The organism is Mesorhizobium sp. M0047, from assembly GCF_040323315.1.
Classification (GTDB): domain Bacteria; phylum Pseudomonadota; class Alphaproteobacteria; order Rhizobiales; family Rhizobiaceae; genus Mesorhizobium.
Genome location: NZ_JAMYUW010000028.1, coordinates 62,708 through 86,655, shown reverse-complemented (window position 1 = coordinate 86,655; position 23,948 = coordinate 62,708). Strand labels below are relative to the sequence as shown.

Genomic DNA, 23,948 nt, shown 5'->3' with positions numbered 1-23,948 from the left:
CGGTCAATCCGAGCCGACCAAGAGACCGATCCTCCCTCAATCAGATGGCCTTCATATATGAATAACTTTCCCCGGACAGTCCTGCGCAAGGGGGGAGATCGGCCGTCACCACGACTTTCGCAAATCTTTCAACGTTGCAAGAATGGCGGTTCGTCAAAGCTGCCAATCTCCCTCCTTGCGGGGGAGATGGCCGGCAGGCCAGAGGGGGGGTGCTGTCCCGCAGGCATCGAGTTTGCACCGCCGATCCCTCTGCGTTGGCCCATGGCCGGATCAGCATATTCCCTGCAAAATGGCCACCCTCAATCCTGCGAGGACACCATGCGAAAACTGATCTCCACCGGCTCGCCGTTCGAAAAGACCGCCGGCTATTCGCGCGCGGTGGTGCAGGGCGACTGGTGTTTCGTGTCGGGGACGACCGGTTACGACTATGCGACGATGACGATGCCGGAGACGGTGGAAGCGCAGACGCGCAATTGCCTGGCGACGATCGGCAAGGCTCTCCAGGACGGCGGCTTCGAGATGGCCGATGTGGTGCGGGCGCATTACTACATCACCGACCAGGCCTTCGTGGATGTCGTCTTCCCGATCCTCGGCGAGACGTTCGGCGACGTCAGGCCGGCGGCGACGATGATCGTCTGCCAGCTCAACAGACCGGAAATGAAGATCGAGATCGAGGTGACGGCGCTGCGGCGCACGGCGTGAAAGGCGGGCAGATGAAAGTCCGGCGTATCGTTGCCAACATTGAGACACCTGATATCGCTGCGGCACAGCGCTTCTACCAGGACGTGCTCGGCCTCGATGTGCTGATGGATCTTGGCTGGATCGCGACCTACGGTTCCGATCAAGAGATGCAGGTGCAGGTCAGTTTCATGGCGCAAGGCGGCTCCGGTACGCCGGTGCCGGATCTCTCGATCGAGGTCGACGATGTCGATGCGGCGCTCGATGCCATGAGTGCCGCCGGCTTCGCCATCGAATACGGGCCGGCCGACGAGCCTTGGGGCGTACGGCGCTTCTACGTGCGCGATCCGTTCGGCCGGCTGGTCAACATTCTCTCGCACAGGTGATGGTTAGCTCGGGTTTCCTCGCCCCCACGTGAGTGGGGGAGAGGTGGCTCGGCGAAGCCGAGACGGAGAGGGGGACTGGCGCTACGGTAGCCAGACCAGCGATTGCCGCGTGCTAAGCCAGCGCCCTACGAAAGCCCCCTCTCCGGCCGCTTCGCGGCCACCTCCCCCCCGCCTTTGGCGGGGGCGAGGAACCCAGGTTCTGAGAGGCCTGGCGCGGCGGCATAGCTGCACCTGTTCTGCACCGCAGTGTTCTTCCTCCCTTGCGCGCCAAGCGCTTGGCGTTTAGCAAGGCCGCAAATCGCAACGCATTCTTTCTGGGACGGTTCTCCATGGCAACGAAGCATCTTTTCCTGCTCGCCGGCGACGGCATCGGTCCAGAGGCCATGGCCGAGGTCAAGAAACTGATTGCTGTCATGAACGACAAGCTTGGCAGCGATTTTTCCACTGACGAAGGTCTGGTCGGCGGCTGCGCCTATGATGCGCATGGCGCGGCGATTTCCGATGCCGACATGGAAAAGGCGATGGCGGCGGATGCGGTGCTGTTCGGCGCCGTTGGCGGTCCGAAATGGGATGCAGTGCCCTATGAGGTGCGCCCCGAAGCCGGCCTGCTGCGCCTGCGCAAGGACATGGAGCTGTTCGCCAACCTGCGCCCGGCCATCTGCTACCCAGCACTTGCGGCGTCCTCCTCGCTCAAGCAGGAAGTGGTCGAAGGCCTCGACATCCTGATCGTGCGCGAGCTGACCGGCGGCGTCTACTTCGGCGAGCCGAAGCAGATCATCGATCTGGGCAATGGCCAGAAGCGTGGCATCGACACCCAGGTCTACGACACGTTCGAGATCGAGCGCATTTCTGGCGTCGCCTTCGAACTCGCACGCACGCGCAAGAACCATGTCACTTCGATGGAAAAGCGCAATGTGATGAAGTCGGGCGTGCTGTGGAACGAGGTCGTTACCCAAACGCACAAGGCGCGCTATTCAGACGTCAAGCTCGACCACATGCTGGCCGATGCCGGCGGCATGCAGCTGGTGCGCTGGCCAAAGCAGTTCGACGTCATCGTCACCGACAATCTGTTCGGCGACATGCTGTCCGACATCGCCGCCATGCTGACCGGCTCGATCGGCATGCTGCCGTCGGCCTCGCTCGGCGCGCCTGACGTGAAGACCAAGAAGCGCAAGGCGCTCTACGAGCCGGTTCACGGCTCGGCGCCGGATATTGCCGGCAAGGGTATTGCCAACCCGATCGCCATGATCGCCTCCTTCGCCATGTGCCTGCGCTATTCCTTCGGCATGGTTGCTGAAGCCGACCGTGTCGAAAGCGCGATCGCCGCCGTGCTCGACGCAGGCCTGCGGACAAAGGATATTATGTCCGATGGCATGACCGAGGTCGGCACCGTTGAGATGGGCGACGCGATCATCGCCAGGTTCCTCGGCTGATCTCCATGGCGGTCGATGTCCGCTGGGCGACGATCGAGGACGCGGCGGCACTGGCGGCCATACTGTGCGAGATGGCGGAGCATTACCGGCAGCCGCGCCTAGATGCCGACCGGGCCCTGTCTGCCGCACGCAAATGGCTTGGCGAGGAAAGTCCGGCCTATCCGCATTTCGCGCTCGCCTTCGTTGACGGCGAGGTCAGCGGCCTGGCGTCGGTGGCAATCGCGCATCCGGGTATCGATCTTGAGCGGCTGCTGTTCCTCAAGGACCTGTTCGTGCGCGACAACATCCGCAACGCCAGCGTCGGCGGGGCGCTGATCGGCTTTCTCGCCGATCATTGCCTTAGCCACGGCATCGGCCGCATCGACCTGACCTCCGAAGACTGGAACGAGGGCGCGCTGCGTTTCTACGCGAGGCTCGGCGCCGAACGCCACGGTCAGAAGGTCTTCCTCAGGATTTCAGGCGACGCCTTGAAGGCGGTTAAACCCTGACGCCTGCCGGCACCGGCCCCCACTGGTTTTCCCGTGCCTGCGTCGGGATCAGCGCGAAGACCAGGATGATCAGGCTGCCGATGGTCGGGATGAGCACCACCAGATAGAGCCAGCCCGACAGGCCGATGTCATGGATGCGGCGAACGGTCATGCCGAGGCTTGGCAGCAGGGTCGCTAGCACGAAGGTGACGCAAAGGCCAACGGTTACCGCCTCAGATACGCTGCTGTTGAAATTGCCCATTTCGTTGTCGGCGAAAAGGCCGATGCCGCCGATGATCAGCAGCGAGACTACCCAGAACAGGAAATAGCCCCAATATTCCTTGCGGCGGGCCCGGCCGGCGAAATTGAAATAGTTCTGCGTCACGCCGCGCCAGAAATAGTCCCATAGGCCGGTGCGCTCGACGGGCTCGGATGAGCGGCCGAAATGCTGGGCATGGACAGCGGAAGCTGCCGTTGCGTTGCCAGTTTCAATCGGTGAGATGTTGGTTCCGGCGTCAGCGTCCGGGGCCTCGATGGCGGTCTGGACACCAATCGAAAAGACGTCGCGTGCCTGACCGCCGCCCGGCTGGAACTCGACGACGGTGCCCCTGGGCATGGCGCTTTCTCGGCGCAGGTTCTCGCGGGTGAAGGTGTAACGATTGCCATCGGCTCCGGTCATGAAGCCAAAACCCTGGTCATCGTCATAATGAAGCACTTCGCCGCGCATAGGCCACCCCTCTCGCCACGTCCCGATCAAGATGTGGCACAGGGCCGAGCCGATGGGCAAGCGGCACCATGAAGTGCCTGCCGTCGCTGCCGGAAAATGAAGCTGCTTGCGATCTTATGAAGGCCGCTTCTTCGCCTTCTTGTGCTTGGGCGCGCCGGTGTTTTCGAACTTCGGCTTACCCGGCTTCTTCGCCCAAGGCTTTGTCTCGTGCGCGGCTGCCGGGCGCTGATCGGCTGAAGCCGGTGCGCGCTTCTCGAACTTGCGCTTCGGCGCGTTGGGATCGAACGGTGCCTTGCCGCGATGCGGTTTCTTGTCGGGGCTTGGCGCCTGGTAGCCGGCACGCGACAGGTCGGGCGTGCCGTCCAACCGCTTCACCATTATGTTGTTTTGCAGTTTGCGGTCGGGACCGATCGCCGCCAGGAAGCGGTCGGCCCAGTCCGCCGCGATCTGCACGAAGGTTTCATCCGGTTGCATCTTGATGGCGCCGATCTCGCGCTTGCTGATGCTGCCGGTGCGGCACAGCATCGGGATCAGCCAGCGCGGTTCGGCATTCTGCCGGCGCCCGATCGACAGCGAGAACCAGACGCTGGCACCGAAATCGTCGCGGCGGCTGGGTGCTTCGTCGCGACGTGCGAAACCTTCGCCCGCCTGTCTTTCACGCAATGGCGTGAACGGCGCGATTTCGATGAGGTCCTCGGGCGCCGATCGGCTGGCGCGGCACTGGCGCACGAAAGCGGCGGCCACCTGTTCGGCGCCATGTTTGGCGAGCAGCGCGTCGATGAAACCGCGCTCGTCCTCCTTCACCGGTTCATCGAAGACCGGATCGGCAATGATGCGTTCGTCGTCGCGCCGGATCACGTCGTCGGCCGAGGGTGGGCTCGCCCATGTCGCCTTGAGGCCGGCGTTCTGCAACAGCCGTTCGGTGCGCTTGCGGGCACTGTTGGGCACGATCAGCGCGCTGACGCCCTTGCGCCCGGCGCGGCCGGTGCGGCCGCTGCGGTGCAGCAGCGTTTCCGGATTGGTCGGCAGGTCGGCATGGACGACCAATTCGAGGTTGGGCAGGTCGATGCCGCGCGCCGCGACGTCGGTGGCGATGCAGACCTTGGCGCGGCCGTCGCGCATTGCCTGCAAGGCGTGGCTACGTTCGTTCTGGCTGAGCTCGCCCGACAGCGCCACGACCGAAAAATTGCGGTTGTTGAAGCGCGCGGTAAGATGGTTGACGGCGGCGCGCGTGTTGCAAAACACCAGCGCGTTCTTCGCCTCGTAGAAACGCAGCACGTTGATGATGGCGTTTTCCCGGTCGGGCTGGGCGACGCTCAGCGCCCGGTATTCGATGTCGAGATGCTGCTTTTCCTCACCGGCTGCTGAAATGCGCACGGCATCGCGCTGATATCCTTGCGCGAGCGTGGCAATGGAGCGCGGCACGGTGGCCGAGAACATCAGCGTGCGGCGCTCGGCCGGTGCGGCGTCGAGGATGAATTCGAGGTCCTCGCGAAACCCGAGATCGAGCATCTCGTCGGCCTCGTCGAGCACCACCGCCCTGAGCGCCGACATGTCGAGCGAGTGCCGCGTGATGTGGTCGCGCAGCCGGCCGGGCGTGCCGACGACGATATGGGCGCCGCGCTCCAGCACACGCCGCTCCGAGCGCATGTCCATGCCGCCGACGCAGGACGCCACCGTGGCGCCGGTCAGCTCGTAGAGCCACTCAAGCTCGCGCGTCACCTGCAGCGCCAGTTCGCGCGTCGGCGCCACGGCCAGCGCCAGCGGTGCCGCGGCGTGGCCAAAGCGCTCCGCGCCGTCAAGCAAGGTCGGCGCCAGGGCAAGGCCGAAGGCCACCGTCTTGCCGGAGCCGGTCTGCGCGGAAACCAGCGCATCGGCCTGGCCGAGTTCGGGGGCAACAACCGCCTTCTGTACCGGGGTCAGCTCGGAATAGCCGCGTTTTTCCAGCGCCCTGGCAAGCGCTGGGACAAGTGCTACGAAATTGGACATCTCACTCTTTCGGAATTTAGGGTCTGCGCTCATCATGGAGCACATGCCGGGGCCGACCAAGCGCCAGCCAAAACAATCTTGGCCGTTCGTACTTCGCGCAGCCGCGATTGTACAGGGCGCGCGCATAACCGGGTGTCGCTCGGCAATTGACTCTTGACGCAAACCGCGTAAAAGCCGGCACCGAACAGGACAGTTTCGATGCGCGGCCTTTTGATGGCGTTTCTTGCATTCGACCTCCCTGGCCGCAATGCACATCATTGGGCCGGGCGCGTCGGCGCGTCTTCCCGTTCTAGCAAAACTATGGCCAAAACCACCACCAAAACGGTGTGACTCCCTTGGCCTAACCACCCTCTCCCGGGTCCGGCCCGGGGGACGGAACCCGCATCGGCCAGCGGGTTTCTCCAAAAACCAAGCGGAGAGGGACAGGAGATTTCTAATGAGTTTCAAGGTAGCGATCGTCGGCGCCACGGGCAATGTGGGCCGGGAAATGCTCAACATACTGGAAGAGCGCGGCTTTCCGGTAAGCGAAGTCGTGGCGCTGGCCTCGCGGCGCAGCCAGGGCACCGAAGTGTCGTTCGGCGACCGCACGCTGAAGGTCAAGTCGCTCGACCAGTATGATTTTTCAGACACCGACATCTGCATCATGTCGGCCGGCGGCAACGTCTCCAAGGAATGGTCGCCGAAGATCGGCAAGCAGGGCTGCGTCGTCATCGATAATTCATCGGCCTTCCGCTACGATCAGGACGTGCCGCTCATCGTGCCGGAAGTGAACCCGGACGCGATCTCGCTGTTCACGCGCAAGAACATCATCGCCAACCCGAACTGCTCGACAGCGCAGCTCGTCGTGGCGCTGAAGCCGCTGCACGACTTCGCTATCATCAGGCGCGTTGTCGTCGCCACCTACCAGTCGGTGTCGGGCGCCGGCAAGGAAGGCATGGACGAGCTGTTCACGCAGACGCGCGCCGTGTTCGTCGCCGACACCGTCGACGTCAAGAAGTTCACCAAGCGCATCGCCTTCAACGTCATCCCGCATATCGACGTCTTCCTCGACGATGGTTTCACCAAGGAAGAGTGGAAGATGGTGGCCGAGACCAAGAAGATGCTCGACCCCAAGATCAAGCTGACAGCGACCTGCGTGCGCGTGCCGGTGTTCATCGGCCATTCGGAAGCGGTCAACATCGAGTTCGAAAAGCCGATCACCGCCGACGAGGCGCGGGATATTCTTCGAGAGGCCCCGGGCTGCCAGGTCTTGGACAAGCGCGAAGACGGCGGCTACATCACGCCGCTGGAATCGGCCGGCGAGGACGCCACCTTCATCTCGCGCATCCGCGAGGATTCGACCATCGACAACGGCCTGTCGATGTGGATCGTCTCCGACAATCTGCGTAAGGGTGCAGCGCTCAACGCCGTGCAGATTGCCGAGCTTTTGGTCGAGCGCGGCCTGATCCAGCCGAAGAAGAAGGCTGCCTGACGGTCATCAGTTTCGCTCACGGGCCGTATCGCCGCTGCCGCGGCGGGCCCTCCGCGGGGGCGCCGGACGACCGGCGGCCCGCGGTCGCGGGCTCGGCCTTTGGCCGTTAGCCACTTCTCTCCGTTCACGGGGAGAAGGTCCCGGCAGGGGGATGAGGGGCAGCACCGGCCTCAGATTCGATTTTCCCCCGCCAGCTCTACCAACAGCTCCAGCGCTTCCTCCGCCCGGTCGGCGGGGACGAACAGATGGTCGTGGTAGAAGGCTGAGACAGGATTGACGCCTATGCCGGCGGCGGCCAGGCGGGTGGTGACGGCGGCGAGGAAGCCGACGGCTTCCAGCGACGAATGGATGTTCAGTGTCATCATCCGGCAGCGGAACGAAGCGGTCAGGCCGGCTGCGCTGGCCGCCTCCTCGGTCACGATCAGCGTCGTTCCCTCGCGCTCGCGGAACACCATCACCGGGTCGAGGCCTCGCGGCTGCGCGACGCCGGGCGCGAGCGTGGCGAAGACATAGGTGCCGGCGAGCAGTTCCGGCGTCATCGATCCCAGCAGTGTCTTCAGATCGGTTTCGCCGGTCATTCTTTCCTCTCGATGGATACGGGCCGCGACGTCCCTCAATATCCCGCGAAGGGTGACGATAGCCGCTTCGAATCTGCGCGACCCCGGGGTGCGCGCTGATCCGGCTTAGCCGATAAGCGATATCCCGCATGGCGTCTACATTGGAAGGCTGGCCGCAATCGAAGCTCCGCTGCCTGCTGGAAAGCTAGCCCTTCGCCGGCAATCTCCTTTGGATCAAATCGGCCAGTTGCGAGTTAGGTATTTGCTCGGCGGAGGAGGCGGCTCCTACCTGGAGAGGAACGACAATGAAGAAAACGATGCTTTTGATGGCCTTGCTGGTGCCGCTCGCCGCTTGTTCACAAACGGAGAAAGGCGCGGCTGTCGGCGGATTGGGTGGTGCTGCCGTCGGTGCGGCGGTCGCCAACAATCCGGTTCAGGGCGCGGTGGTCGGCGGCGCTGTCGGCGCTGTTGCCGGTGCGTTGATCGGCCGGGCGAGCGAACGGGGCGAATGCCGCTACCGCGATCGTTATGGCCGCGTCTACATCGACCGCTGCCCACGCGGATATTGATAGGCCGCGTTCGCAAAGTGATGTCGACATAGCAAAACGGCGGGCCTGAGGCCCGCCGTTTTCCTGGATGCGATAGTAATGGCTATTCGGCGGTAGCGGCTTCGGCCTCGGCCGGTGCAGCAGTGGCGGCCGCGGCAGCGGCTGCCGCGTCTTCCTGCGCCTTCTTCAGAAGGGCAGCGCGTTCCTGCGCCTTCTTGCCCGGCTCGGCCTTCTTCGGATTGGCGCGGGCTTCGCGCTTGACGAGTCCGGCCTCGTCGAGGAAGCGCAGCACGCGATCGGTCGGCTGGGCGCCATGCGCCAGCCAATGCTTGACGCGTTCGGCGTCGACCTTGACGCGTTCGCCATCCTTGGGCAGCAGCGGGTTCCACGAGCCGATCGACTCGATGAACCGGCCGTCACGCGGCGAACGGGCGTCGGCGATGACGACATGGTAGTAAGGACGCTTCTTTGAGCCAGCGCGGGCCAGTCGGATCTTCAAGGGCATTTCTATTCTCCTAAAAATTCTCAGTTCGTTGATCGGGTTTCAGTTGGTTTTCGTCACGCCGTTGGCAGCGAGGTCTTTGTTTCGCCACCGTTCGAAGCGGCGATCTGTTCGTGGTGGCGGATCACTTCGCGGACGACGAAGTTGAGGAATTTTTCCGCGAAATCCGGGTCGAGATGGGCATCCTTCGCCAGCTGGCGAAGCCGGGCGATCTGCTGCTGCTCGCGCGCCGGGTCGGCCGGCGGCAGGCCATGCGTCGCCTTGAGTACGCCGACCGCCTTGGTGCAGCGGAAGCGCTCGGCCAGCATGTGGATGAGTGCCGCGTCGATGTTGTCGATCGAGGCGCGATAGTCGGCCAGGATGGTGCGTGCGTCGGCCATGTCCTTTTCTTCGTTCATGACGTCCTCACTTCTTCTTGCCCAGGCCAGGCAACCCGCCGCCCATTCCGGGCAGACCGGGAAGTTTCATGCCGCCGGGCAGCCCGGGCAGACCACCACCACCGGGAAGCCCTTTCATGCCGCCAAGACCGGATGCCTGCGCTTGCTTCTGCAAGGCCTCGAGCTGCTTGGGGTCCATCTTCGACAGGTCCGGCATGCCGCCGCCCATCATGCCGCCCATGCCGCCCGGCATCATGCCGCCGAGGCCCATTTTGGAGGCGAGGCCACCCATCATGCCGCGCATCAGGCCGCCGCCTTTGCCCTTGCCGCCCATCGCCTTCATCATGTCGGCCATGCCGCGGTGCATTTTGAGCAGCTTGTTGATTTCGGCCGCGTCGGTGCCGGAACCGGCGGCGATGCGCTTCTTGCGCGAATGCTTGAGCAAATCGGGGTTGGCGCGCTCGGCCTTGGTCATCGACGAGATGATGGCGAGCTGGCGGCCGAACATCTTGTCGTCGAGACCGGCGGCAGCCATCTGGTCCTTCATCTTGCCCATGCCGGGCATCATGCCCATGATGCCGCCCATGCCACCCATCTTCGACATCTGCTGAAGCTGGCTGGCGAGGTCGTTCAGGTCGAACTTGCCCGACTGCATCTTCTTGGCCATCGCCGCAGCCTGTTCGGCGTCGATGTTTTCGGCGGCCTTCTCGACGAGCGAGACAATGTCGCCCATGCCGAGAATGCGGTCGGCTATGCGCTTGGGGTGGAATTCCTCCAGCCCGTCCATCTTTTCGCCGGTGCCGATCAGCTTGATCGGCTTGCCGGTGACGGCGCGCATCGAAAGTGCCGCGCCGCCGCGACCGTCGCCATCCATGCGGGTCAGCACCAGGCCGGTAATGCCGACACGTTCGTCGAAGCTCTTGGCCAGATTGACGGCGTCCTGGCCGGTCAGCGAGTCGGCGACCAGCAGGATCTCGTGCGGGCTCGACACCTTCTTGATGTCGGCCATCTCGACCATCAGCGGCTCGTCGATATGGGTACGGCCGGCAGTGTCGAGGATGACGACGTCGTGGCCGCCGAGCTTGGCCGCCTGCACGGCGCGGCGCGCGATGTCGACCGGCGACTGGCCGTCGATGATCGGCAGCGTGGCGACCTTGACCTGTTCGCCGAGCTGGCGAAGCTGCTCCTGCGCGGCAGGACGCCGCGTGTCGAGCGAGGCCATCAGGACTTTCTTGTTCTGACGCTCGGAAAGGCGCTTGGCGATCTTGGCCGAAGTGGTCGTTTTGCCGGAACCCTGCAGGCCGACCATCATGATGACGACCGGTGCCGGTGCATTGAGATCGACGGCGACGCCCTCGGCGCCGAGCATGTCGACCAGCTCGTCATGGACGATCTTGACGACCATTTGGCCGGGCTTGATCGATTTGACAACGGCGGCGCCGACGGCCTTCTCGCGCACCTTGTCGGTGAACGAGCGCACCACTTCCAGCGCCACGTCTGCCTCGAGCAGCGCACGGCGCACTTCGCGCAGTGCTGCCGAGACATCCGCCTCGGACAGGGCACCGCGGCCGGTGAGGCCGTTCAGGATGGAGCCAAGACGCTCCTGAAGCGATTCAAACATTCTTTTTCCTTTTCCCAGGCAAGCCGTGCCCGAGAGGTAATGCGTTCGCGCCAAGTGTCCAAGTCTCGTGGCGAGCAAAAGCCAAAACCAAAACGCACCCGGGGGCGCTCAGCGCTGCCGGGTGTTGGCCTCCAGGATCGATTTACAGCACTTCACCTCGAAGAGGTTTCGGCGTCCTGGTCGGCTTGCTCGGAGGGATACTCGTCGCGGAATTCGGGGGTGTAGACAGGAAATCGGCGCCAGAGTCAAGACAAGCGCAGTTTCGCGTTGTACCCCGGGCTGCAATCAGGCCGAGCTTGCTCTATCCGGAAGCTCGGCGGCAACCCTGAGCGGCGAGCGCGGATGCAAAAGCAGCACGATCGTCAGCAGGCTGCAGCCGATTCCGATGAAGGCGATGAGCACTGCATCAGCTGTCGTCCAGCCCGGCCCTTCGAGCGGCTTGGCGTTGAACAGGGCGAAGGAATTGTAGCTCTCCTGATGCGAGATCAGCAGGAAGCCGGTCAGATTGTTGCCGAGATGAGCACCGAGGGCGGCGCCGAGATTGCCGGTGGCATAGACGACAACGGTCAGCAGCAGCGCGAAAGCGGCGATCGAGGCGAGAACGCAGGCGTTGATGGCGGCGGATGAGCTGGGGCTCCAATGCAGCGCGGTGAACAGCAGGGCCGGCAGCAGCGCCCAGATGTACGGGCTGCTGAACCGGTTGGCCAGGCCCCGCAGCAGATAGCCGCGGAACAGCATCTCTTCCGAAGATGTCTGCAGCCAGGTGAGCGCGACGATCGGCATTGCAAACAGCAGCCAGGATGACAGGCTGATCGGACCGCGCGCGATCTCGGGCTGCAAGAGATAGAGCAGGATCTCGGAGACAAGAGAGGTGATCAGCACCGCAATCAACCCCTTGAGAAAGTCCGATCGCGACACGCGGCGGCTGACGCCGAGCAGCGCCGAGAGCTTCTCGCGGTGGACCCAGCGCATGGCGATCCACAGGCCGATCCAGATGCCGGCAAACGACGCAAGCGCGGTGAGGATGCCGAGGGGCGAGGAGAGAAACCCATGCACGCCGGATGGCGTCGCCGCACCGGCCTGCCAGGCAAAGAACGCATAGATGCCGCCGAACAGCACGGCCATCGTCGTTGCGGCCCAGAACAGGATGATTATCGCGGTTCCCAGGAACAGGCGCGGCAAGGTCGTCCTGGTGTTGGGTGAGCGCCGATAGCGTTCGAAGGCGGCCGAATCGATCGTCACGCTGGTTCCTTGCCGAATTCATTGCCTGTTGATCTAGAGCATTTCACCGTTTCACGAAAACGGCGAACCGCTCTAACTCTATGTTTTGACGCAATTCCGGACGGAAAACCGCGTCACGCTTTTCCTTGAATTGCTCTAGCCGGGGGCCGAGAAAATCGGAATCGATTTCGCAAGGGAGCATTCGCGTCTAGGAGATCGCAACACGTCCATCGATGGCCCGCGTGGCAGCACGGCTCTGCCTGGCAGTCAGGCGGTCGCTGAGATTGCGGCCGCCTTATGCAATTCTCTGTCAGCGTACCACGTACATGATGCGCCGCGTCTGCGGGTCGATCAGCGCCCGCTGGCCGTTCACGTAGACATAGCGATAGTCGTAGTTCGGGATTTCGCGCAGCTCGACGGTGTCCGGCAAGATCGCGCCGGTCACCACCTCGCCGTCAAGATAGACTGGATCGAGGCGATGCGTGTCGACATAGGTCCGGACCTCAGCGGGAGGCGGGGGAAATTCATCCACGACCGGATCGCTGGTGATGATCGCGCCGGTGTAGTCGGTCGAATAGTCGCCAATGTCGTCCGGGGGCGAGACGACGGCAACGCTGGAACGGCGTTGCGTCAGCACCACCCGGCTGCCGCCGGAACTAGTCGTCACATAGTCGGAATAGACCCAGCCCTGGCCGCCCGCCTCGGCGATGGTGCACCATTTGCTGTTTTCGATGCAGCCATTGAGCGTCGCCGACTGGCCGGCGGCAAGCACGCCAATGACAGGATATTGCGGGCCGGGCCCGGCGCGGACGTTGAGATCGGTAACCGCGGAGACGGCGGTGTCGGCAAGCGCGGTGCCCGACATCACGGTCAGCATTCCGGCGACCGCCGGAAACAGTAGGGATTTCATGGCTTTTCTCCGTTTCATGGTCCTCGCCTGCGAAAACGGATCAGCGGCGCATGCGTTCCCGCTAAAAGGCCTGCGCCAACTCACGATTTGTTCCCTTTTCTTTCGGCAAACCGGTCAGAAGTTCGTGAACGAAGACCAGTTTCCGTGCCGTCATGTCCGAAATGACGAAGGGGTAGAGATCGGGCAGGCCCATGCAGCGGTTGATCGAATTGGAGGCTTCAGACAGCACCAGCCAGCGGGCAAGGATCTTTTCGAAAGGCTCGGGCGCGGTCGCCGGCTCCGAAGGTGCTGCCTGCAGTCCGCCGCCGGTATCGCCCCGCGGCAAGTCGTTGGCTTCCACCGTCTCCAGCCGGCCGAGCGGGAAGTTCAGCGCGTGGACCATCTCCAGCGTGTCGGTGATATGCAGATGGTGGGCCCATGTCTCGGCCCAATCCTCCCATGGGTGCGAGGTGGCATAGGCCGAGATATGGCCTTGCTGCCAGTCGGGCGAGGCACCATTGGCATAATACGACTTCAACGCCTGTTCGTAGTCGGGGCGCTCATCGCCAAACAGCGCACGGAACGCTTCCAGCCTCCGCGGATCGTCGCGGATCAGGCGGTCCCAGTAGTAATGGCCGAGTTCGTGACGGAAATGGCCGAGCAATGTGCGATAGTTCTCGCCCATCTCGACGCGCCGCTTCTCGCGCTCGGCTGAATCCGCCTCGGCGACGTTGAGCGTGATCAGGCCATTGTCGTGGCCTGTCAGGATGCGCTCGCCGCCGGGCCCGCCGCCGATCGGATCGGCGAGAAAGTCGAAGGCCAGCCCGACCTCGTCGGCAGGGCTCAGCTTGGGCGCAACCGGCAGTCCGAAGGCCAGCAGCGAATAAATGGCACGCTTCTTCGCCGCCTCGACGCGTATCCAGCGCCGGCGGTTGCCGTCGACGGAAAGATCAGGGATCAATTGGTTCAGTACGCAGGCGCGGCAAAACCCCTGTCCGGGCTCGGCCATCCAGTTGCAGGCGCATTCGTCGGCATTGGTGCACTGGAAGACGCCGTCGAGATCCGACAGCGCAAAACGGGCGTGCTCCGGATCGTAGAGCACGAGGCTCCTGCAGTTCAGGCACTGGGCGTTCTCGAAGTAGAGGCGGTGGCCGCAATGCGGACAGTCGAAGAGTTTCATGTCGGTCTCTAACCTTCAGAGCCAGCATATCCAGGGCGGCAGGTGCCCAACGCGGACCGCCCACCGGCGTTCCATATATCGAGGCTATTCGCCGCAAGATGCCCGCCGCCAGCAGGGCCCAGGCTGTGTTAATACCCACCGAGCCGGCGCCGATGATCACGATATCGACGCCTTCTTTTGGGGCCGCTTGCCACAATAATCACTTGATCGTAGGCAAATTCCACGGCATTCGCCAGCAATGCAGCGGCGACAGTGACAAGGGCGTGTTTCGCTGGCAAGTTCGCAATTGGGACGTGATTCAGGCAACCAGGAGAACAACATGGCATTTCTTGCCAAGGGAATGATGTTTGCAGCGGCCGTGGTGTCGGTGCTTGCGCTGGCGACGGGCGCGCAGGCGGGAGCCAGCTGCGGCAAGACCGGCGCCGGCTTCGAGGCTTGGAAGCCGGAGTTCGCTGCGCAGGCCAAGTCCGAAGGTGTGGGAGCCAGGGGTCTGGCCGCCCTGGCCGGCGCGACCTACGCAACAAAGACGATCTCAGTCGACCGGGGCATCCACAAGGCCTTCAGCGGCTCGGTGGACGATTTCATGAAACGCCGTGGCGGGTCCGCGATCATTTCCAAGGGCCGCGCACTGAAGAAGGCGAACGCGGCACTGTTCGACAAGATCGAGGCGAACTACGGCGTGTCGCCGGGTGTGTTGCTCGCCATTTGGGGCATGGAGACCGGCTTCGGCTCCGCCATGGGTAACCAGAATACGGTCTCGGCAATTTTGACGCTTGCCTATGATTGCCGCCGCCCGGAATTCTTTTACCCGCATGCCATTGCAGCCCTGAAGCTGGTTGATCGTGGGGCGTTGACAGCCTCGTCGGTCGGCGCTGCCCATGGCGAAATTGGCCACACGCAGTTCCTGCCTGGAAATGTCTTGAAGTACGGTGTCGGCGGCGGAAACCTGCGCGACAAGGCCACCGCGTTGGCGTCTACTGCCAACTTCCTCAAGGGTCATGGCTGGCGGGCCGGTGCCAGTGCGCAGTCGAATATCGGCGCGATCGCCGGCTGGAATTCCGCGAGCGTCTATCAGCAGGCCATCGCCCGCATCGCCACGGCGATCGACGGCGACTGAGAGCTGGCATCTTCGACAAGAGGCCCGGCCACCCGCCGGGCCAACTGAGGCAATCACTTCAGTTTGAACCCGTCGCTATACAGGAGAAGCGCGCGGCAAGGCGACGAGGGGCAGCGCCTTGCCGACAATCGGGCCCGGCAGGGACGCCGGGCTTGCTCGAGGCGGCAGGTTGAAGATCACCCCTTGCGGTTGCGCGCCGCGAGCGTCCTGAGCCGCAGCGCGTTGAGGCGGATGAAGCCGGCGGCGTCCTTCTGATCGTAGGCGCCACGGTCGTCCTCGAAGGTGACCAGCGCATCGGAATAGAGCGTCTTCCTGGACTTGCGGCCGGTGATCATGACGTTGCCCTTGTAGAGCTTCAGCCGCACGGTGCCTTCGACGTCTTCCTGGCTCTTGTCGATCATCGCCTGCAGCATCAGCCGCTCGGGTGCGAACCAGAAGCCGTTGTAGATCAGCTCGGCATAGCGCGGCATGAATTCGTCCTTGAGGTGGGCGGCACCGCGGTCGAGCGTGATCGATTCGATAGCGCGGTGCGCTGCTATCAGGATGGTGCCGCCGGGTGTCTCGTAGACGCCGCGCGACTTCATGCCGACGAAGCGGTTTTCGACGAGGTCGAGCCGGCCGATGCCGTTGTCGCGGCCGAGATCGTTGAGGGCTGCCAGCATGGTTGCCGGCGACAGCTTCTTGCCGTTGAGCGCGATCGGATCGCCCTTGAGGAACTCGATCTCAACCTCGGTGACCTTGTCCGGCGCATCCATCGGCGAAACGGTACGCTGGTGGACAAATTCCGGCGGTTCGGTCCATGGGTCTTCCAGCACCTTGCCCTCGGAAGAGGAATGCAGGAGGTTGGCGTCGACCGAGAACGGGGCGTCGCCCTTCTTGTCCTTGGGCACCGGGATCTGGTGCTGCTCGGCGAAATTGATCAGGTCGGTACGCGACTTGAACGACCAGTCGCGCCATGGCGCGATGACCTTGATGTCGGGGTTGAGCGCATAGGCCGAGAGTTCGAAGCGAACCTGGTCGTTGCCCTTGCCGGTGGCGCCGTGCGCAATCGCGTCGGCGCCCGTCTCCCTGGCGATCTCGACCAGATGCTTGGAGATCAGCGGCCGCGCGATCGAGGTGCCAAGCAGATAGGTGCCTTCATAGACGGTGTTGGCGCGGAACATCGGAAAGACGAAGTCCGAGACGAACTCCTCGCGCACGTCGACGACGCGGATGTCCTTGATGCCCATCATCTCGGCCTTGCGGCGGGCCGGCTCGAGTTCACCTCCCTGGCCAAGATCGGCGGTGAAGGTCACGACCTCGGCGCCGAGCTCCGTCTGCAGCCATTTCAGGATGATCGATGTGTCGAGGCCGCCGGAATAGGCGAGCACGACTTTCTTGACGTCTTTGGCTTTTGACATTTGGCGGTTCCGCGACTGAGTTCCTGGCGGGCGAGGTATCACGCCGTTTCCGGGCTGCGCAAGAGATGAAGGGCGTGCGGCGAAACAAGGTCGCATCAGGACAGCCGATTGAGAAGCGCTGGATCAGCCCTCGGCCGCCCAGTCGCTGGCTGTGAAGGACTGTATCCTCTATAGCTTGCGTGTTCTTCCCAGAGGGCCGCTCATGTCGTTCATTCCAGACACCGCCACGCTGATCCAGTTCGCCATCGCCACCGTGATCCTGGCGATCACGCCGGGGCCGGACATGACCTTGTTCGTCTCGCGTACGCTGAGCCAGGGCCGCGCCACCGGCTTCGCCTCGATGGCCGGTGCGCTGTGCGGCACGCTGATCCACACCACGCTGGTTGTGGTCGGCGTCTCGGCGCTGATCGTCGCCTCGCCGATGGCCTTCTTCGTGCTGAAGATCTTTGGCGCCGGCTATCTCGTCTTCCTGGCCTGGCAGGCGGTCACCAGGGGCTCGGCCTTTTCGCCGGAGAAGAAGACAGGCCCCGAGATTTCGCTGCTGCGCAGCTGGGCCGCGGGTCTTGGCGTCAATCTGCTCAACCCGAAGATCATCCTGTTCTTCATGACCTTCCTGCCGCAGTTCGTCTCCGCGCATGACCCGAACGCGCCGGGAAAGCTGTTTTTCCTGGGCACGATGTTCATCGTGCTGGCGATCCCGGTGACCGTGCCGATGGTGCTGGCGGCGGAAAAGTTCTCGGCGGCGATGAAAGCCAGCCCGCGCGTAACGCGGGTGGTCGATTATCTCTTCGCCGGCGTGTTCTCCGCCTTTGCGCTCAAGATCCTGACGGCCCAGGCGAAGTAGGGGCGTTCTCGCCGTTCCACCAGCTTCCGGCCCAGCGCCCGGCGCTGAGCCAGTAGAAGATGCCGCCGACCATGCCGCCGCCAATCACCGCCATGATGGCGCTGGTGTCCCTGACCGCGAAGGTGGCATCGCTGGGATGGTCGACGAAGCCGAGGAAGACGCCGGCAACCACGGCGCCCGCCAGCGCATAGAACAGCCAGTCGCGCCGGCCGAGGATTTCGGCGACCAGGATGACGACGCAAGCCGGCATCAGGGCGAAATAGGCGACGAACAGGGCGACGAAGGGAATTGAGAAATACAGCGAAGCCGTCGCCGTCGGCTGGGCGTGCTCCGGCGTATAGCCCAGCGATGCCAGGAACAGGACATTGAGGAAGGCGCTCGCCGCCAGCGAGGCGACGGCATAGCCGAACAGGATGACGGCGAAACGGAGGAGGTAGCCGACGAGACGGGTCATCCCAAATCCCGGCCCAAATCTCGCCCTAAATCCCGGGGCATGCCGGACTTGCGCCCGGCCAGAAGCCAGTAGACCGAGCCGGCGGCAATGCCGGCCGTGGCCAGAAAACCGAGAAAGCCCGGATTGAAAACAAAGCTGCCGGCCGAGCGCGGCATGGATACGCCAAAGGCGATCGACGTGATCGCACCCGTGGCGGCGAAGTAGAACCAGCCCCGAAGCGACAACCGTTCGGCAACGAAGAGCGCAGGGCCGACGATCAGCAACGCGCCGATCGTCACGGTCAGCACAGCGAGAGGGAAGGAGCCCAGCCAGTCGAAGGCGAAGATGATGAACCAGTTGCCGTCTTCGATGCCTTCCAGAAGAGCGATCAGCAGAACGGGGACCAGGATCGAGGTGAGCACAGCGGCGAAATAGCCGACGGCCATCGTGGCGAGGCGCTTCAGCCAGGCGAGGCGGCGGCTCACGCCTCGCCGTGCCCCGCGATCATCATGGCCTCCAGCGCCAGCCGGTCGACCTTGCGCATGCGCTCGGAGTCCGATTTGAGCTGGCCGCAGGCGGCCAGGATGTCGCGGCCGCGCGGCGTGCGGATCGGCGAGGCGTAGCCGGCATTGTTGATGTAGTCGGCGAATTTCTCGATCGTCTCCCAGTCCGAGCACTGGTAATTGGTGCCCGGCCACGGGTTGAACGGGATCAGGTTGATCTTGGCCGGAATGCCCTTGAGCAACTTGATCAGGCCTTTTGCGTCCTCGATGGAATCGTTGACGTCCTTCAGCATCACATATTCGAATGTGATGCGCTTGGCGTTGGACAGGCCGGGATAGGCGCGGCAGGCGGCGATCAGGTCCTTCAGCGGATACTTCTTGTTGATCGGCACCAGCAGGTCGCGCAGATCGTCAGTGGTGGCGTGCAGCGAGATCGCCAGCATGACGCCGATCTCGTCGCCGGTGCGGAAAATTTCCGGCACGACACCGGAAGTCGACAGCGTGATGCGCCGTTTGGACAGCGACAGGCCATCGCCGTCGGAGGCGATCAGCAGGGCCTTCTTCACCGCCTCGAAATTGTAGAGCGGCTCGCCCATGCCCATCATCACGACGTTGGAGACTTTGCGGCCCTCGGCCGGCACGATGGCGCCGTCGGGCGTGTCGCGGTCGGGAAAATCGCCGAGCCGGTCGCGCGCTGTGAGTAACTGCGCAAGGATTTCCTCAGCCGTCAGATTGCGCACCAGCTTCTGCGTGCCGGTATGGCAGAACGAGCAGGTCAGCGTGCAGCCGACCTGCGAGGAGATGCAGAGCGTGCCGCGGCCTTCCTCGGGAATATAGACGGTCTCGATCTCGACCGGCCGGCCGGCGCCGCGCGGCGGAAAGCGGAACAGCCATTTGCGCGTGCCGTCCGAAGAAATCTGTTCCTCGACGATCTCGGGCCTGGCGATGGTGAAGTGCTTGTCCAGTTCGGCGCGCAAATCCTTGGAGATGTTGAACATGCCGGCGAAGTCGGAGACACCGCGCACATACATCCAGTGCCAGAGCTGCTGGGCCCGCATCCTGGCCTGGCGCTCCGGCACGGCTCCCGAAGTGACAAGCGCCTCGCCGAGCTCAGTGCGCGTCAGGCCGATCAGCGACTGTTTTTCGGGCAGTGCCGCACGGGCACGCAACGCGTCACGGGCGCCTTCGGTGGTGAGATCGAATGAAAGGATCATGGTTGCACAGATATAAGCGGTTTGCGGCCGATTTCACTTATCGTGCCGGCATGAAGCGCGGCGCATAGCACAGGTTGGGGGCAGAGTCATGCGGTGGGAGTCCAAACCCATGGATGCAGGTCGAAGGCCCGCTGCGGCTATCTGGCAACCTTGCCCTGTCCTCCCGCTGCAAGGAAACGATCACATGATCGTGTTTGCGTAACGATTCCCATCGCGCCTTCGAAATCTGAATGGGGCAACTTTGCCTCTACAAAATGGGAGTACGCAGAATGAACTCTATCAAGCTAGCCCTCATTGCCGGCCTCGTCGGCCTTTCCGCCTCGCAGGCATTTGCCGAAGACGCGATGGGCACAATGACCATGATGAAGAGCGGAGAGGTGACGGCGATCATGCCGGATGGGCACATGGGCACCATGAAGCCGGATGCGAAGATGGCGGCCGAGATGATGAAGATGGCAAAGCCGATCAAGCACTGCATGATGATGATGACCGATGCCAAGGGCAAAGCGTATATGATCGATACGTCGACCAAAAAGGCTCAGGCCGAATGTGAAAAAATGGCCATGTAAGACTGAACCCGTCAAGATCGAGACCCGCCGGCACACGCCGGCGGGTCATTCCGATGCGGGGTCCAAATCCCCCGCCGGGCCTTTGATCTAAAGCGCTGATGTCCGGCCTCGGGGAGCCGGTCTTCGCTATTGCGCCATAGGCTATCGGGGTGGGCGCCAGCCTATTTGCACTTGGCGATCGACGTCAGCGCAGCCGAAATGCCCTTCAGCGAGAAGACATAGGAGGTCGGGTTGCCGCGGCCGGACTTCGCCGTCACCTTCATATCGGTGCCGGTCTTCATGGCGGCGATCAGCACCGGCTCCTCGGCGGCGTTCTCGACCCAGGCCGACTTGCCGCGCGTGAACATCGAGAACGACTTCTTGTCGATGGTGACGGTGGCCTTGGAGCCTTCCTGGAAATTGTAGCCGGCGATGAATTGCGGCTCGTAGGACACTTGCTGGCCGGGCCGCTGGCTGACGAAGAAGAACATGTCGCCATGGTCGAGCGTCGGCGGCTGCTTGTCGGTCGGCACGGTCAGGACATAGCAGACCTTGCCGCCCGATGCCTGGTAGCTGTAGGTGCCCCAGGCATTGTGCTGGCCGATCTTGGTCGCCGACTGAGCCAGTGCCGGCGCTGCCGCGGCGACCAGGACCAGGCTCGAAACTATAGCAATCAATCCGCGCATCGTTTTTCCCGTATTCCAAAGGTGCGGCGGCAGGCCGGCTCGGCGTCCTGCCCGTCGCTTCATTTTGATTTAATCTGGGTTACCAAACAGTGAATTTCCTTTGAGAAAGGAATCCCACCCCGAGGAAACCGCCGCCATTCCCGCGCCGCCGCCTTGCGAGCGAGTGGCGCGACGTCCCTTTGGCGACTTGGAGGCCACGAAAGCGGCAAGAGTTTGACTTTCATGCCGCCGCCGAAACCGGCCTAAATGGCGCTTTCGTGCGCCTGTTCAGCCCTTGTCGGCGATGGCGTCCTTGGCAGCCTGCCGGTGCGCAGGGGTGATGTGGGCGCTGACAGCGGTGATCGCGGCGGTGAGCACGGCGATGTCATCGGTGAAACCAAGCCCGAGGATGAAGTCGGGGATGACATCCACCGGCAGCACGAAATAGCCGAGCGCGGCCAGCAGAATGCCCTTGGCGCGCAGCGGCGTGTTCTTGTCCATGGCGCAGTAATAGGAGGCGACGACCTCTTCCATGAACGGGATCTGCCGCGCGGCCTTCTTGGCTGTCCGCCAGAATTTCTCGCGCACTTCATTCTCGTCGGCGAGCTTGCCGCCAAAGCCGAAGAAATCAAAACCGGATTGTCGCGCCATCAGTGTCTCCTAGCAGGACTCATGCGCAACCCGGCACATGTCGGCGAGGCGAAATGTGGTGAAAGGCGACCCCTACTGCAAGATACCGGCCCATTCCTCGACCCGAAAATCGGAATCGGCGTTTGCCGCGCGGACCAACGGTTCAGGGGGATGCCGGCCTACAAAGGCGCTCGTCAGGCTGGCAATCGCCTCTTTGGAGATTGGCGGAAACGCCCCTCCCGTCGTCATTCTAGGGTCTGCGCCGCGTCGCTTCGCTCGTTGCTTCGCCCGTGGATGACGAAGCTGGGGTTGCGCACGTTTGGACCTCCCTAACCGGCAAAGCGGTTCATCTTCTTGGCCAGATCGATATCGAGCGCGGTCACACCGCCGGCATCGTGGGTGTTGAGCGTCACGTCGACGGTCTTGTAGACATTCGACCAGTCGGGATGATGGTCCATCTTCTCGGCGGCGAGCGCAACGCGGGTCATGAAGGCGAAAGCCTCGGAGAAATTCGCGAAGGTGAACGTGCGCTTGATGGAGGCACCATCCGCAGCCGGTGCCCAGCCTTCGAGCCCGACCAACGCGGCGGCGATTGCGTCCTTGCCCAGTTTTTCTCTCGTCATGTCAGCTTCCCGTGTTATTTCGGCTGAAAGACTGTCTGGAACCCTGGCGAGTTTCGAAACCGTCTCTGGAGTCCCTACCATAGTGTCGGATCGATGAGCGCAAAGCCCATAAATTCCATTCTTTTCGTCTGCCTCGGCAACATCTGCCGGTCGCCACTGGCGAGGGCGTCTTTCGTGCCGTGCTGGCGGAGCGTGGGTTGGGCAGGAATATCCTGCTCGATTCAGCCGCCACCAGCAGCTGGGAAGCCGGCGCGGCGCCCGATCCACGCTCGATCGCGATTGCGGCGCGTCACGGTGTCGACATTTCCCGACAGAGGGCGCGCAAGGTTACGCCGGAGGATTTCTCCCACTTCGACCTGATTCTCGGCATGGACCGGTCGAATGTCGCCGACCTGAAAGCGTTGGCGCCAGCAGCCATGCGCGACCGGGTGCAACTGTTCCTTGAATTCGCAGACGGCAAGGCACGTGATGTGCCGGATCCCTATTATGACGGGGCGGAAGCTTTCGCTTCGGTCTACCGCATGATCCGCGAGGCATCGGAAGCGCTGGCGACAAGGCTGGAGGCGCGGGCATCTGTGCCCGACAGCGGCCAAGCTTCCTCGACGATGTAGGGGCCGCCCCCGACCGAATCGCGCGACGACATCAATACGAAGCGACCGATACGAAACGGCAGCGTCAAGAAATTGCCGCGCGCCGACAGATATTGGGCGACGTCCAGCGGGGTCGAATTGCGCAGCCTTGCAAGTGTGACATGCGGCATGAACTTGCGGGGGTCGGCTGGGATGCCGAGCCGCTGGCAGATGCGGTCGATTTCGCCCTGAAGGGCGGCAAGATCGGGCGAGGTGGAAACGCCGGCCCAAACGGCATGCGGCTTTTTCTGGCCGAAGGCACCAACGCCGGACAGGGCCAGCGAAAAGGAAGGGCGGTGGACGCGGTCGAGCGCGTTGGCGATCTCGTCGGCGACGTGACCAGGTACATCGCCGATGAAGCGCAGTGTCAGATGGTAGTTCTCGACATCGATCCAGCGGGCGCCGGGCAGGCCGCCCCGCAGCAGGGACAGCGAAAGGGCAGCGTCACGCGGTATTTCGAGGGCGGTGAAAAGACGCGGCATGAAGAGCCTCCCTTCCTCGAATCGAACTGTCACCTCTAGCGAATCATCGATAGTCAAACGGGGCAAGAGGTTTGTTGGTCACAGTCCCTGTTAAAAAGCTTCCCTAACGGAAAGAGCTCCAGTCCCACCTTATGAGCTGCCCGGCACCGCCGCGATGGCCTTCTCGACCGCCGGCAGGATACGTTCTACCATCTGGTCGACGCCTTGCGCGCTCGGATGCAGGCCGTCCTCGAGCTGCATGCCGGGCTGGCCGGCAACGCCGTCGAGAAAGAACGGGTAGAACGCAACGTCGTATTTGTCGGCTAGGCCCGGAAATATGGCATCGAAGGCGTTCTGGTAGTCCGCGCCGAGATTGGGCGCGGCGCGCATGCCGGCCAGAAGCACGGCGATCTTGCGTTCTTTCAGCCTGCCCAGCATCTCGTCCAGGTTCTTCCTGGTGATGTCGGGCGAAACGCCGCGCAGCATGTCGTTGGCGCCGAGTTCGAGGATGACCAATTGCGTGCCATCCGGCACCGACCAGTCGAGCCGCGCCAGGCCGCCGCTCGTCGTGTCGCCGGAGACGCCGGCATTGGCGACGGTCACATCATGGCCTTTGGCGCCAAGCGCTGCCTGCAGCCTGTCGGTAAAGCCCTGGCCTGGCCCAAGGCCGAAGCCCGCCATCAAGCTGTCACCGAAGCCGACGATCTTGAACGGCTCGGCACGCGCCGACGACATGGCGCCGCAAATGGCGAGGAAAACGACGAGGCCTGCGGCAATCCTGCGTTTGAAAGACATGCGGTAGGCCCCATATGAGCAAGGAATTTTTCCGGCGACG

The 23,948-nt window shown here is 63.2% G+C and carries 27 protein-coding genes and 1 pseudogene; 10 read left to right on the top strand and 18 right to left on the bottom strand.

Annotated elements, in window-relative coordinates; all coding sequences use genetic code 11:
• Positions 1–318 precede the first annotated feature (318 nt).
• The 4 genes from NKJ89_RS23910 (at position 319) to NKJ89_RS23895 (ending at position 2,985) form a co-directional block, all read left to right on the top strand.
• Positions 319–702: a RidA family protein gene (locus NKJ89_RS23910; RefSeq protein ID WP_352606114.1), complete on the top strand. Its 384-nt coding sequence runs from the start codon at positions 319–321 to the stop codon at positions 700–702.
• An 11-nt stretch (positions 703–713) separates the two neighbouring features.
• Positions 714–1,064 carry a VOC family protein gene (locus NKJ89_RS23905; RefSeq protein WP_352606112.1) on the top strand — a complete coding sequence of 117 codons (351 nt, stop codon included), beginning with the start codon at positions 714–716 and terminating at the stop codon, positions 1,062–1,064.
• A gap of 329 nt (positions 1,065–1,393) precedes the next feature.
• Positions 1,394–2,497: a 3-isopropylmalate dehydrogenase gene (leuB, locus tag NKJ89_RS23900; RefSeq protein WP_352606110.1), complete on the top strand. Its 1,104-nt coding sequence runs from the start codon at positions 1,394–1,396 to the stop codon at positions 2,495–2,497.
• Between the two features lie 5 nt (positions 2,498–2,502).
• The gene (locus tag NKJ89_RS23895) at positions 2,503–2,985 is read left to right on the top strand and encodes a GNAT family N-acetyltransferase (RefSeq protein ID WP_352606108.1); all 483 of its coding nucleotides are present in this window, start codon (positions 2,503–2,505) and stop codon (positions 2,983–2,985) included.
• Here NKJ89_RS23895 and NKJ89_RS23890 read toward each other — a convergent pair.
• On the bottom strand, positions 2,975–3,691 hold the full coding sequence (locus NKJ89_RS23890) for a DUF805 domain-containing protein (RefSeq protein ID WP_352606106.1): 717 nt from the start codon (positions 3,689–3,691) through the stop codon (positions 2,975–2,977). The two genes, NKJ89_RS23895 and NKJ89_RS23890, sit on opposite strands and share 11 nt — an antisense overlap.
• Positions 3,692–3,805: 114 nt before the next feature.
• Entirely contained in the window at positions 3,806–5,680 is a 1,875-nt protein-coding gene (locus tag NKJ89_RS23885) for a DEAD/DEAH box helicase (RefSeq protein ID WP_352606104.1), read from the bottom strand.
• Positions 5,681–6,116: 436 nt separating this feature from the next.
• Between NKJ89_RS23885 and NKJ89_RS23880 the strand changes: the two genes are divergently transcribed.
• Positions 6,117–7,151, top strand: a complete 1,035-nt coding sequence (locus NKJ89_RS23880) for an aspartate-semialdehyde dehydrogenase (protein ID WP_352606102.1) — start codon at positions 6,117–6,119, stop codon at positions 7,149–7,151.
• Between the two features lie 170 nt (positions 7,152–7,321).
• Here the strand turns inward: NKJ89_RS23880 and NKJ89_RS23875 are convergent, their stop codons facing one another.
• On the bottom strand, positions 7,322–7,729 hold the full coding sequence (locus NKJ89_RS23875; RefSeq protein ID WP_352606100.1) for an ACT domain-containing protein: 408 nt from the start codon (positions 7,727–7,729) through the stop codon (positions 7,322–7,324).
• A gap of 284 nt (positions 7,730–8,013) precedes the next feature.
• On the opposite strand from NKJ89_RS23875, the gene NKJ89_RS23870 reads away from it, so the two are divergent.
• Positions 8,014–8,277: a YMGG-like glycine zipper-containing protein gene (locus tag NKJ89_RS23870; RefSeq protein ID WP_023758952.1), complete on the top strand. Its 264-nt coding sequence runs from the start codon at positions 8,014–8,016 to the stop codon at positions 8,275–8,277.
• Between the two features lie 82 nt (positions 8,278–8,359).
• Here NKJ89_RS23870 and rpsP read toward each other — a convergent pair whose 3' ends face one another.
• From rpsP to NKJ89_RS23840, 6 genes are all read right to left on the bottom strand, one after another.
• Positions 8,360–8,761: a 30S ribosomal protein S16 gene (gene rpsP / locus NKJ89_RS23865; RefSeq protein WP_352486144.1), complete on the bottom strand. Its 402-nt coding sequence runs from the start codon at positions 8,759–8,761 to the stop codon at positions 8,360–8,362.
• A gap of 53 nt (positions 8,762–8,814) precedes the next feature.
• Positions 8,815–9,156, bottom strand: coding sequence for a chorismate mutase (locus NKJ89_RS23860; RefSeq protein ID WP_023758950.1), 342 nt, complete (start codon positions 9,154–9,156; stop codon positions 8,815–8,817).
• 7 nt (positions 9,157–9,163) lie between these two features.
• Positions 9,164–10,756: a signal recognition particle protein gene (gene ffh, locus NKJ89_RS23855; RefSeq protein WP_352606098.1), complete on the bottom strand. Its 1,593-nt coding sequence runs from the start codon at positions 10,754–10,756 to the stop codon at positions 9,164–9,166.
• A 285-nt stretch (positions 10,757–11,041) separates the two neighbouring features.
• Positions 11,042–11,998, bottom strand: coding sequence for a CPBP family intramembrane glutamic endopeptidase (locus NKJ89_RS23850; RefSeq protein ID WP_023758948.1), 957 nt, complete (start codon positions 11,996–11,998; stop codon positions 11,042–11,044).
• A 289-nt stretch (positions 11,999–12,287) separates the two neighbouring features.
• Positions 12,288–12,887 (bottom strand): DUF1236 domain-containing protein, encoded by a 600-nt coding sequence (locus NKJ89_RS23845; RefSeq protein ID WP_352606096.1) that lies wholly within the window; start codon positions 12,885–12,887, stop codon positions 12,288–12,290.
• A 61-nt stretch (positions 12,888–12,948) separates the two neighbouring features.
• A complete protein-coding gene (locus NKJ89_RS23840) occupies positions 12,949–14,046 on the bottom strand; it encodes a zinc-binding metallopeptidase family protein (protein WP_352606094.1) in 1,098 nt (365 codons plus the stop codon).
• A gap of 319 nt (positions 14,047–14,365) precedes the next feature.
• Between NKJ89_RS23840 and NKJ89_RS23835 the strand changes: the two genes are divergently transcribed.
• A complete protein-coding gene (locus NKJ89_RS23835) occupies positions 14,366–15,163 on the top strand; it encodes a lytic murein transglycosylase (RefSeq protein WP_352606092.1) in 798 nt (265 codons plus the stop codon).
• A gap of 176 nt (positions 15,164–15,339) precedes the next feature.
• Here NKJ89_RS23835 and NKJ89_RS23830 read toward each other — a convergent pair whose 3' ends face one another.
• Positions 15,340–16,563 (bottom strand): argininosuccinate synthase, encoded by a 1,224-nt coding sequence (locus NKJ89_RS23830; protein ID WP_352606090.1) that lies wholly within the window; start codon positions 16,561–16,563, stop codon positions 15,340–15,342.
• Between the two features lie 202 nt (positions 16,564–16,765).
• Here NKJ89_RS23830 and NKJ89_RS23825 point away from each other — a divergent pair, with 202 nt between their 5' ends.
• Entirely contained in the window at positions 16,766–17,407 is a 642-nt protein-coding gene (locus NKJ89_RS23825) for a LysE family translocator (RefSeq protein WP_023758943.1), read from the top strand.
• On the opposite strand, the gene NKJ89_RS23820 is transcribed toward NKJ89_RS23825, so the two are convergent.
• The 3 genes from NKJ89_RS23820 to rlmN are packed head-to-tail and all read right to left on the bottom strand — an operon-like array spanning position 17,379 to position 19,557.
• The gene (locus NKJ89_RS23820; protein ID WP_352606088.1) at positions 17,379–17,861 is read right to left on the bottom strand and encodes a hypothetical protein; all 483 of its coding nucleotides are present in this window, start codon (positions 17,859–17,861) and stop codon (positions 17,379–17,381) included. The two genes, NKJ89_RS23825 and NKJ89_RS23820, sit on opposite strands and share 29 nt — an antisense overlap.
• Positions 17,858–18,286 carry a hypothetical protein gene (locus NKJ89_RS23815; protein ID WP_352606086.1) on the bottom strand — a complete coding sequence of 143 codons (429 nt, stop codon included), beginning with the start codon at positions 18,284–18,286 and terminating at the stop codon, positions 17,858–17,860. Before NKJ89_RS23815 ends, NKJ89_RS23820 begins: the two co-directional genes overlap by 4 nt.
• A 35-nt stretch (positions 18,287–18,321) precedes the next feature.
• A complete protein-coding gene (gene rlmN / locus NKJ89_RS23810) occupies positions 18,322–19,557 on the bottom strand; it encodes a dual-specificity RNA methyltransferase RlmN (RefSeq protein WP_352606084.1) in 1,236 nt (411 codons plus the stop codon).
• A 269-nt stretch (positions 19,558–19,826) separates the two neighbouring features.
• On the opposite strand from rlmN, the gene NKJ89_RS23805 reads away from it, so the two are divergent.
• Positions 19,827–20,126 (top strand): hypothetical protein, encoded by a 300-nt coding sequence (locus tag NKJ89_RS23805; RefSeq protein WP_023758939.1) that lies wholly within the window; start codon positions 19,827–19,829, stop codon positions 20,124–20,126.
• Positions 20,127–20,287: 161 nt separating this feature from the next.
• Here NKJ89_RS23805 and NKJ89_RS23800 read toward each other — a convergent pair whose 3' ends face one another.
• The 3 genes from NKJ89_RS23800 to NKJ89_RS23790 form a co-directional block, all read right to left on the bottom strand.
• On the bottom strand, positions 20,288–20,791 hold the full coding sequence (locus NKJ89_RS23800; RefSeq protein ID WP_023758938.1) for an invasion associated locus B family protein: 504 nt from the start codon (positions 20,789–20,791) through the stop codon (positions 20,288–20,290).
• Between the two features lie 267 nt (positions 20,792–21,058).
• Complete coding sequence (locus NKJ89_RS23795; RefSeq protein WP_023758937.1) at positions 21,059–21,421, bottom strand: YkvA family protein; 363 nt, start codon at positions 21,419–21,421, stop codon at positions 21,059–21,061.
• Positions 21,422–21,729: 308 nt separating this feature from the next.
• On the bottom strand, positions 21,730–22,023 hold the full coding sequence (locus NKJ89_RS23790) for a 4a-hydroxytetrahydrobiopterin dehydratase (RefSeq protein WP_023758936.1): 294 nt from the start codon (positions 22,021–22,023) through the stop codon (positions 21,730–21,732).
• Positions 22,024–22,197: 174 nt separating this feature from the next.
• Between NKJ89_RS23790 and NKJ89_RS23785 the strand changes: the two are divergent.
• A pseudogene (locus tag NKJ89_RS23785) lies at positions 22,198–22,634 on the top strand (low molecular weight protein-tyrosine-phosphatase).
• Here the strand turns inward: NKJ89_RS23785 and thpR are convergent.
• Positions 22,538–23,134, bottom strand: a complete 597-nt coding sequence (thpR, locus tag NKJ89_RS23780; RefSeq protein WP_352606082.1) for an RNA 2',3'-cyclic phosphodiesterase — start codon at positions 23,132–23,134, stop codon at positions 22,538–22,540. The pseudogene NKJ89_RS23785 and the gene thpR overlap by 97 nt on opposite strands.
• Before the next feature lie 129 nt (positions 23,135–23,263).
• A complete protein-coding gene (locus tag NKJ89_RS23775) occupies positions 23,264–23,908 on the bottom strand; it encodes an arylesterase (protein ID WP_352606080.1) in 645 nt (214 codons plus the stop codon).
• Positions 23,909–23,948: the final 40 nt, after the last annotated feature.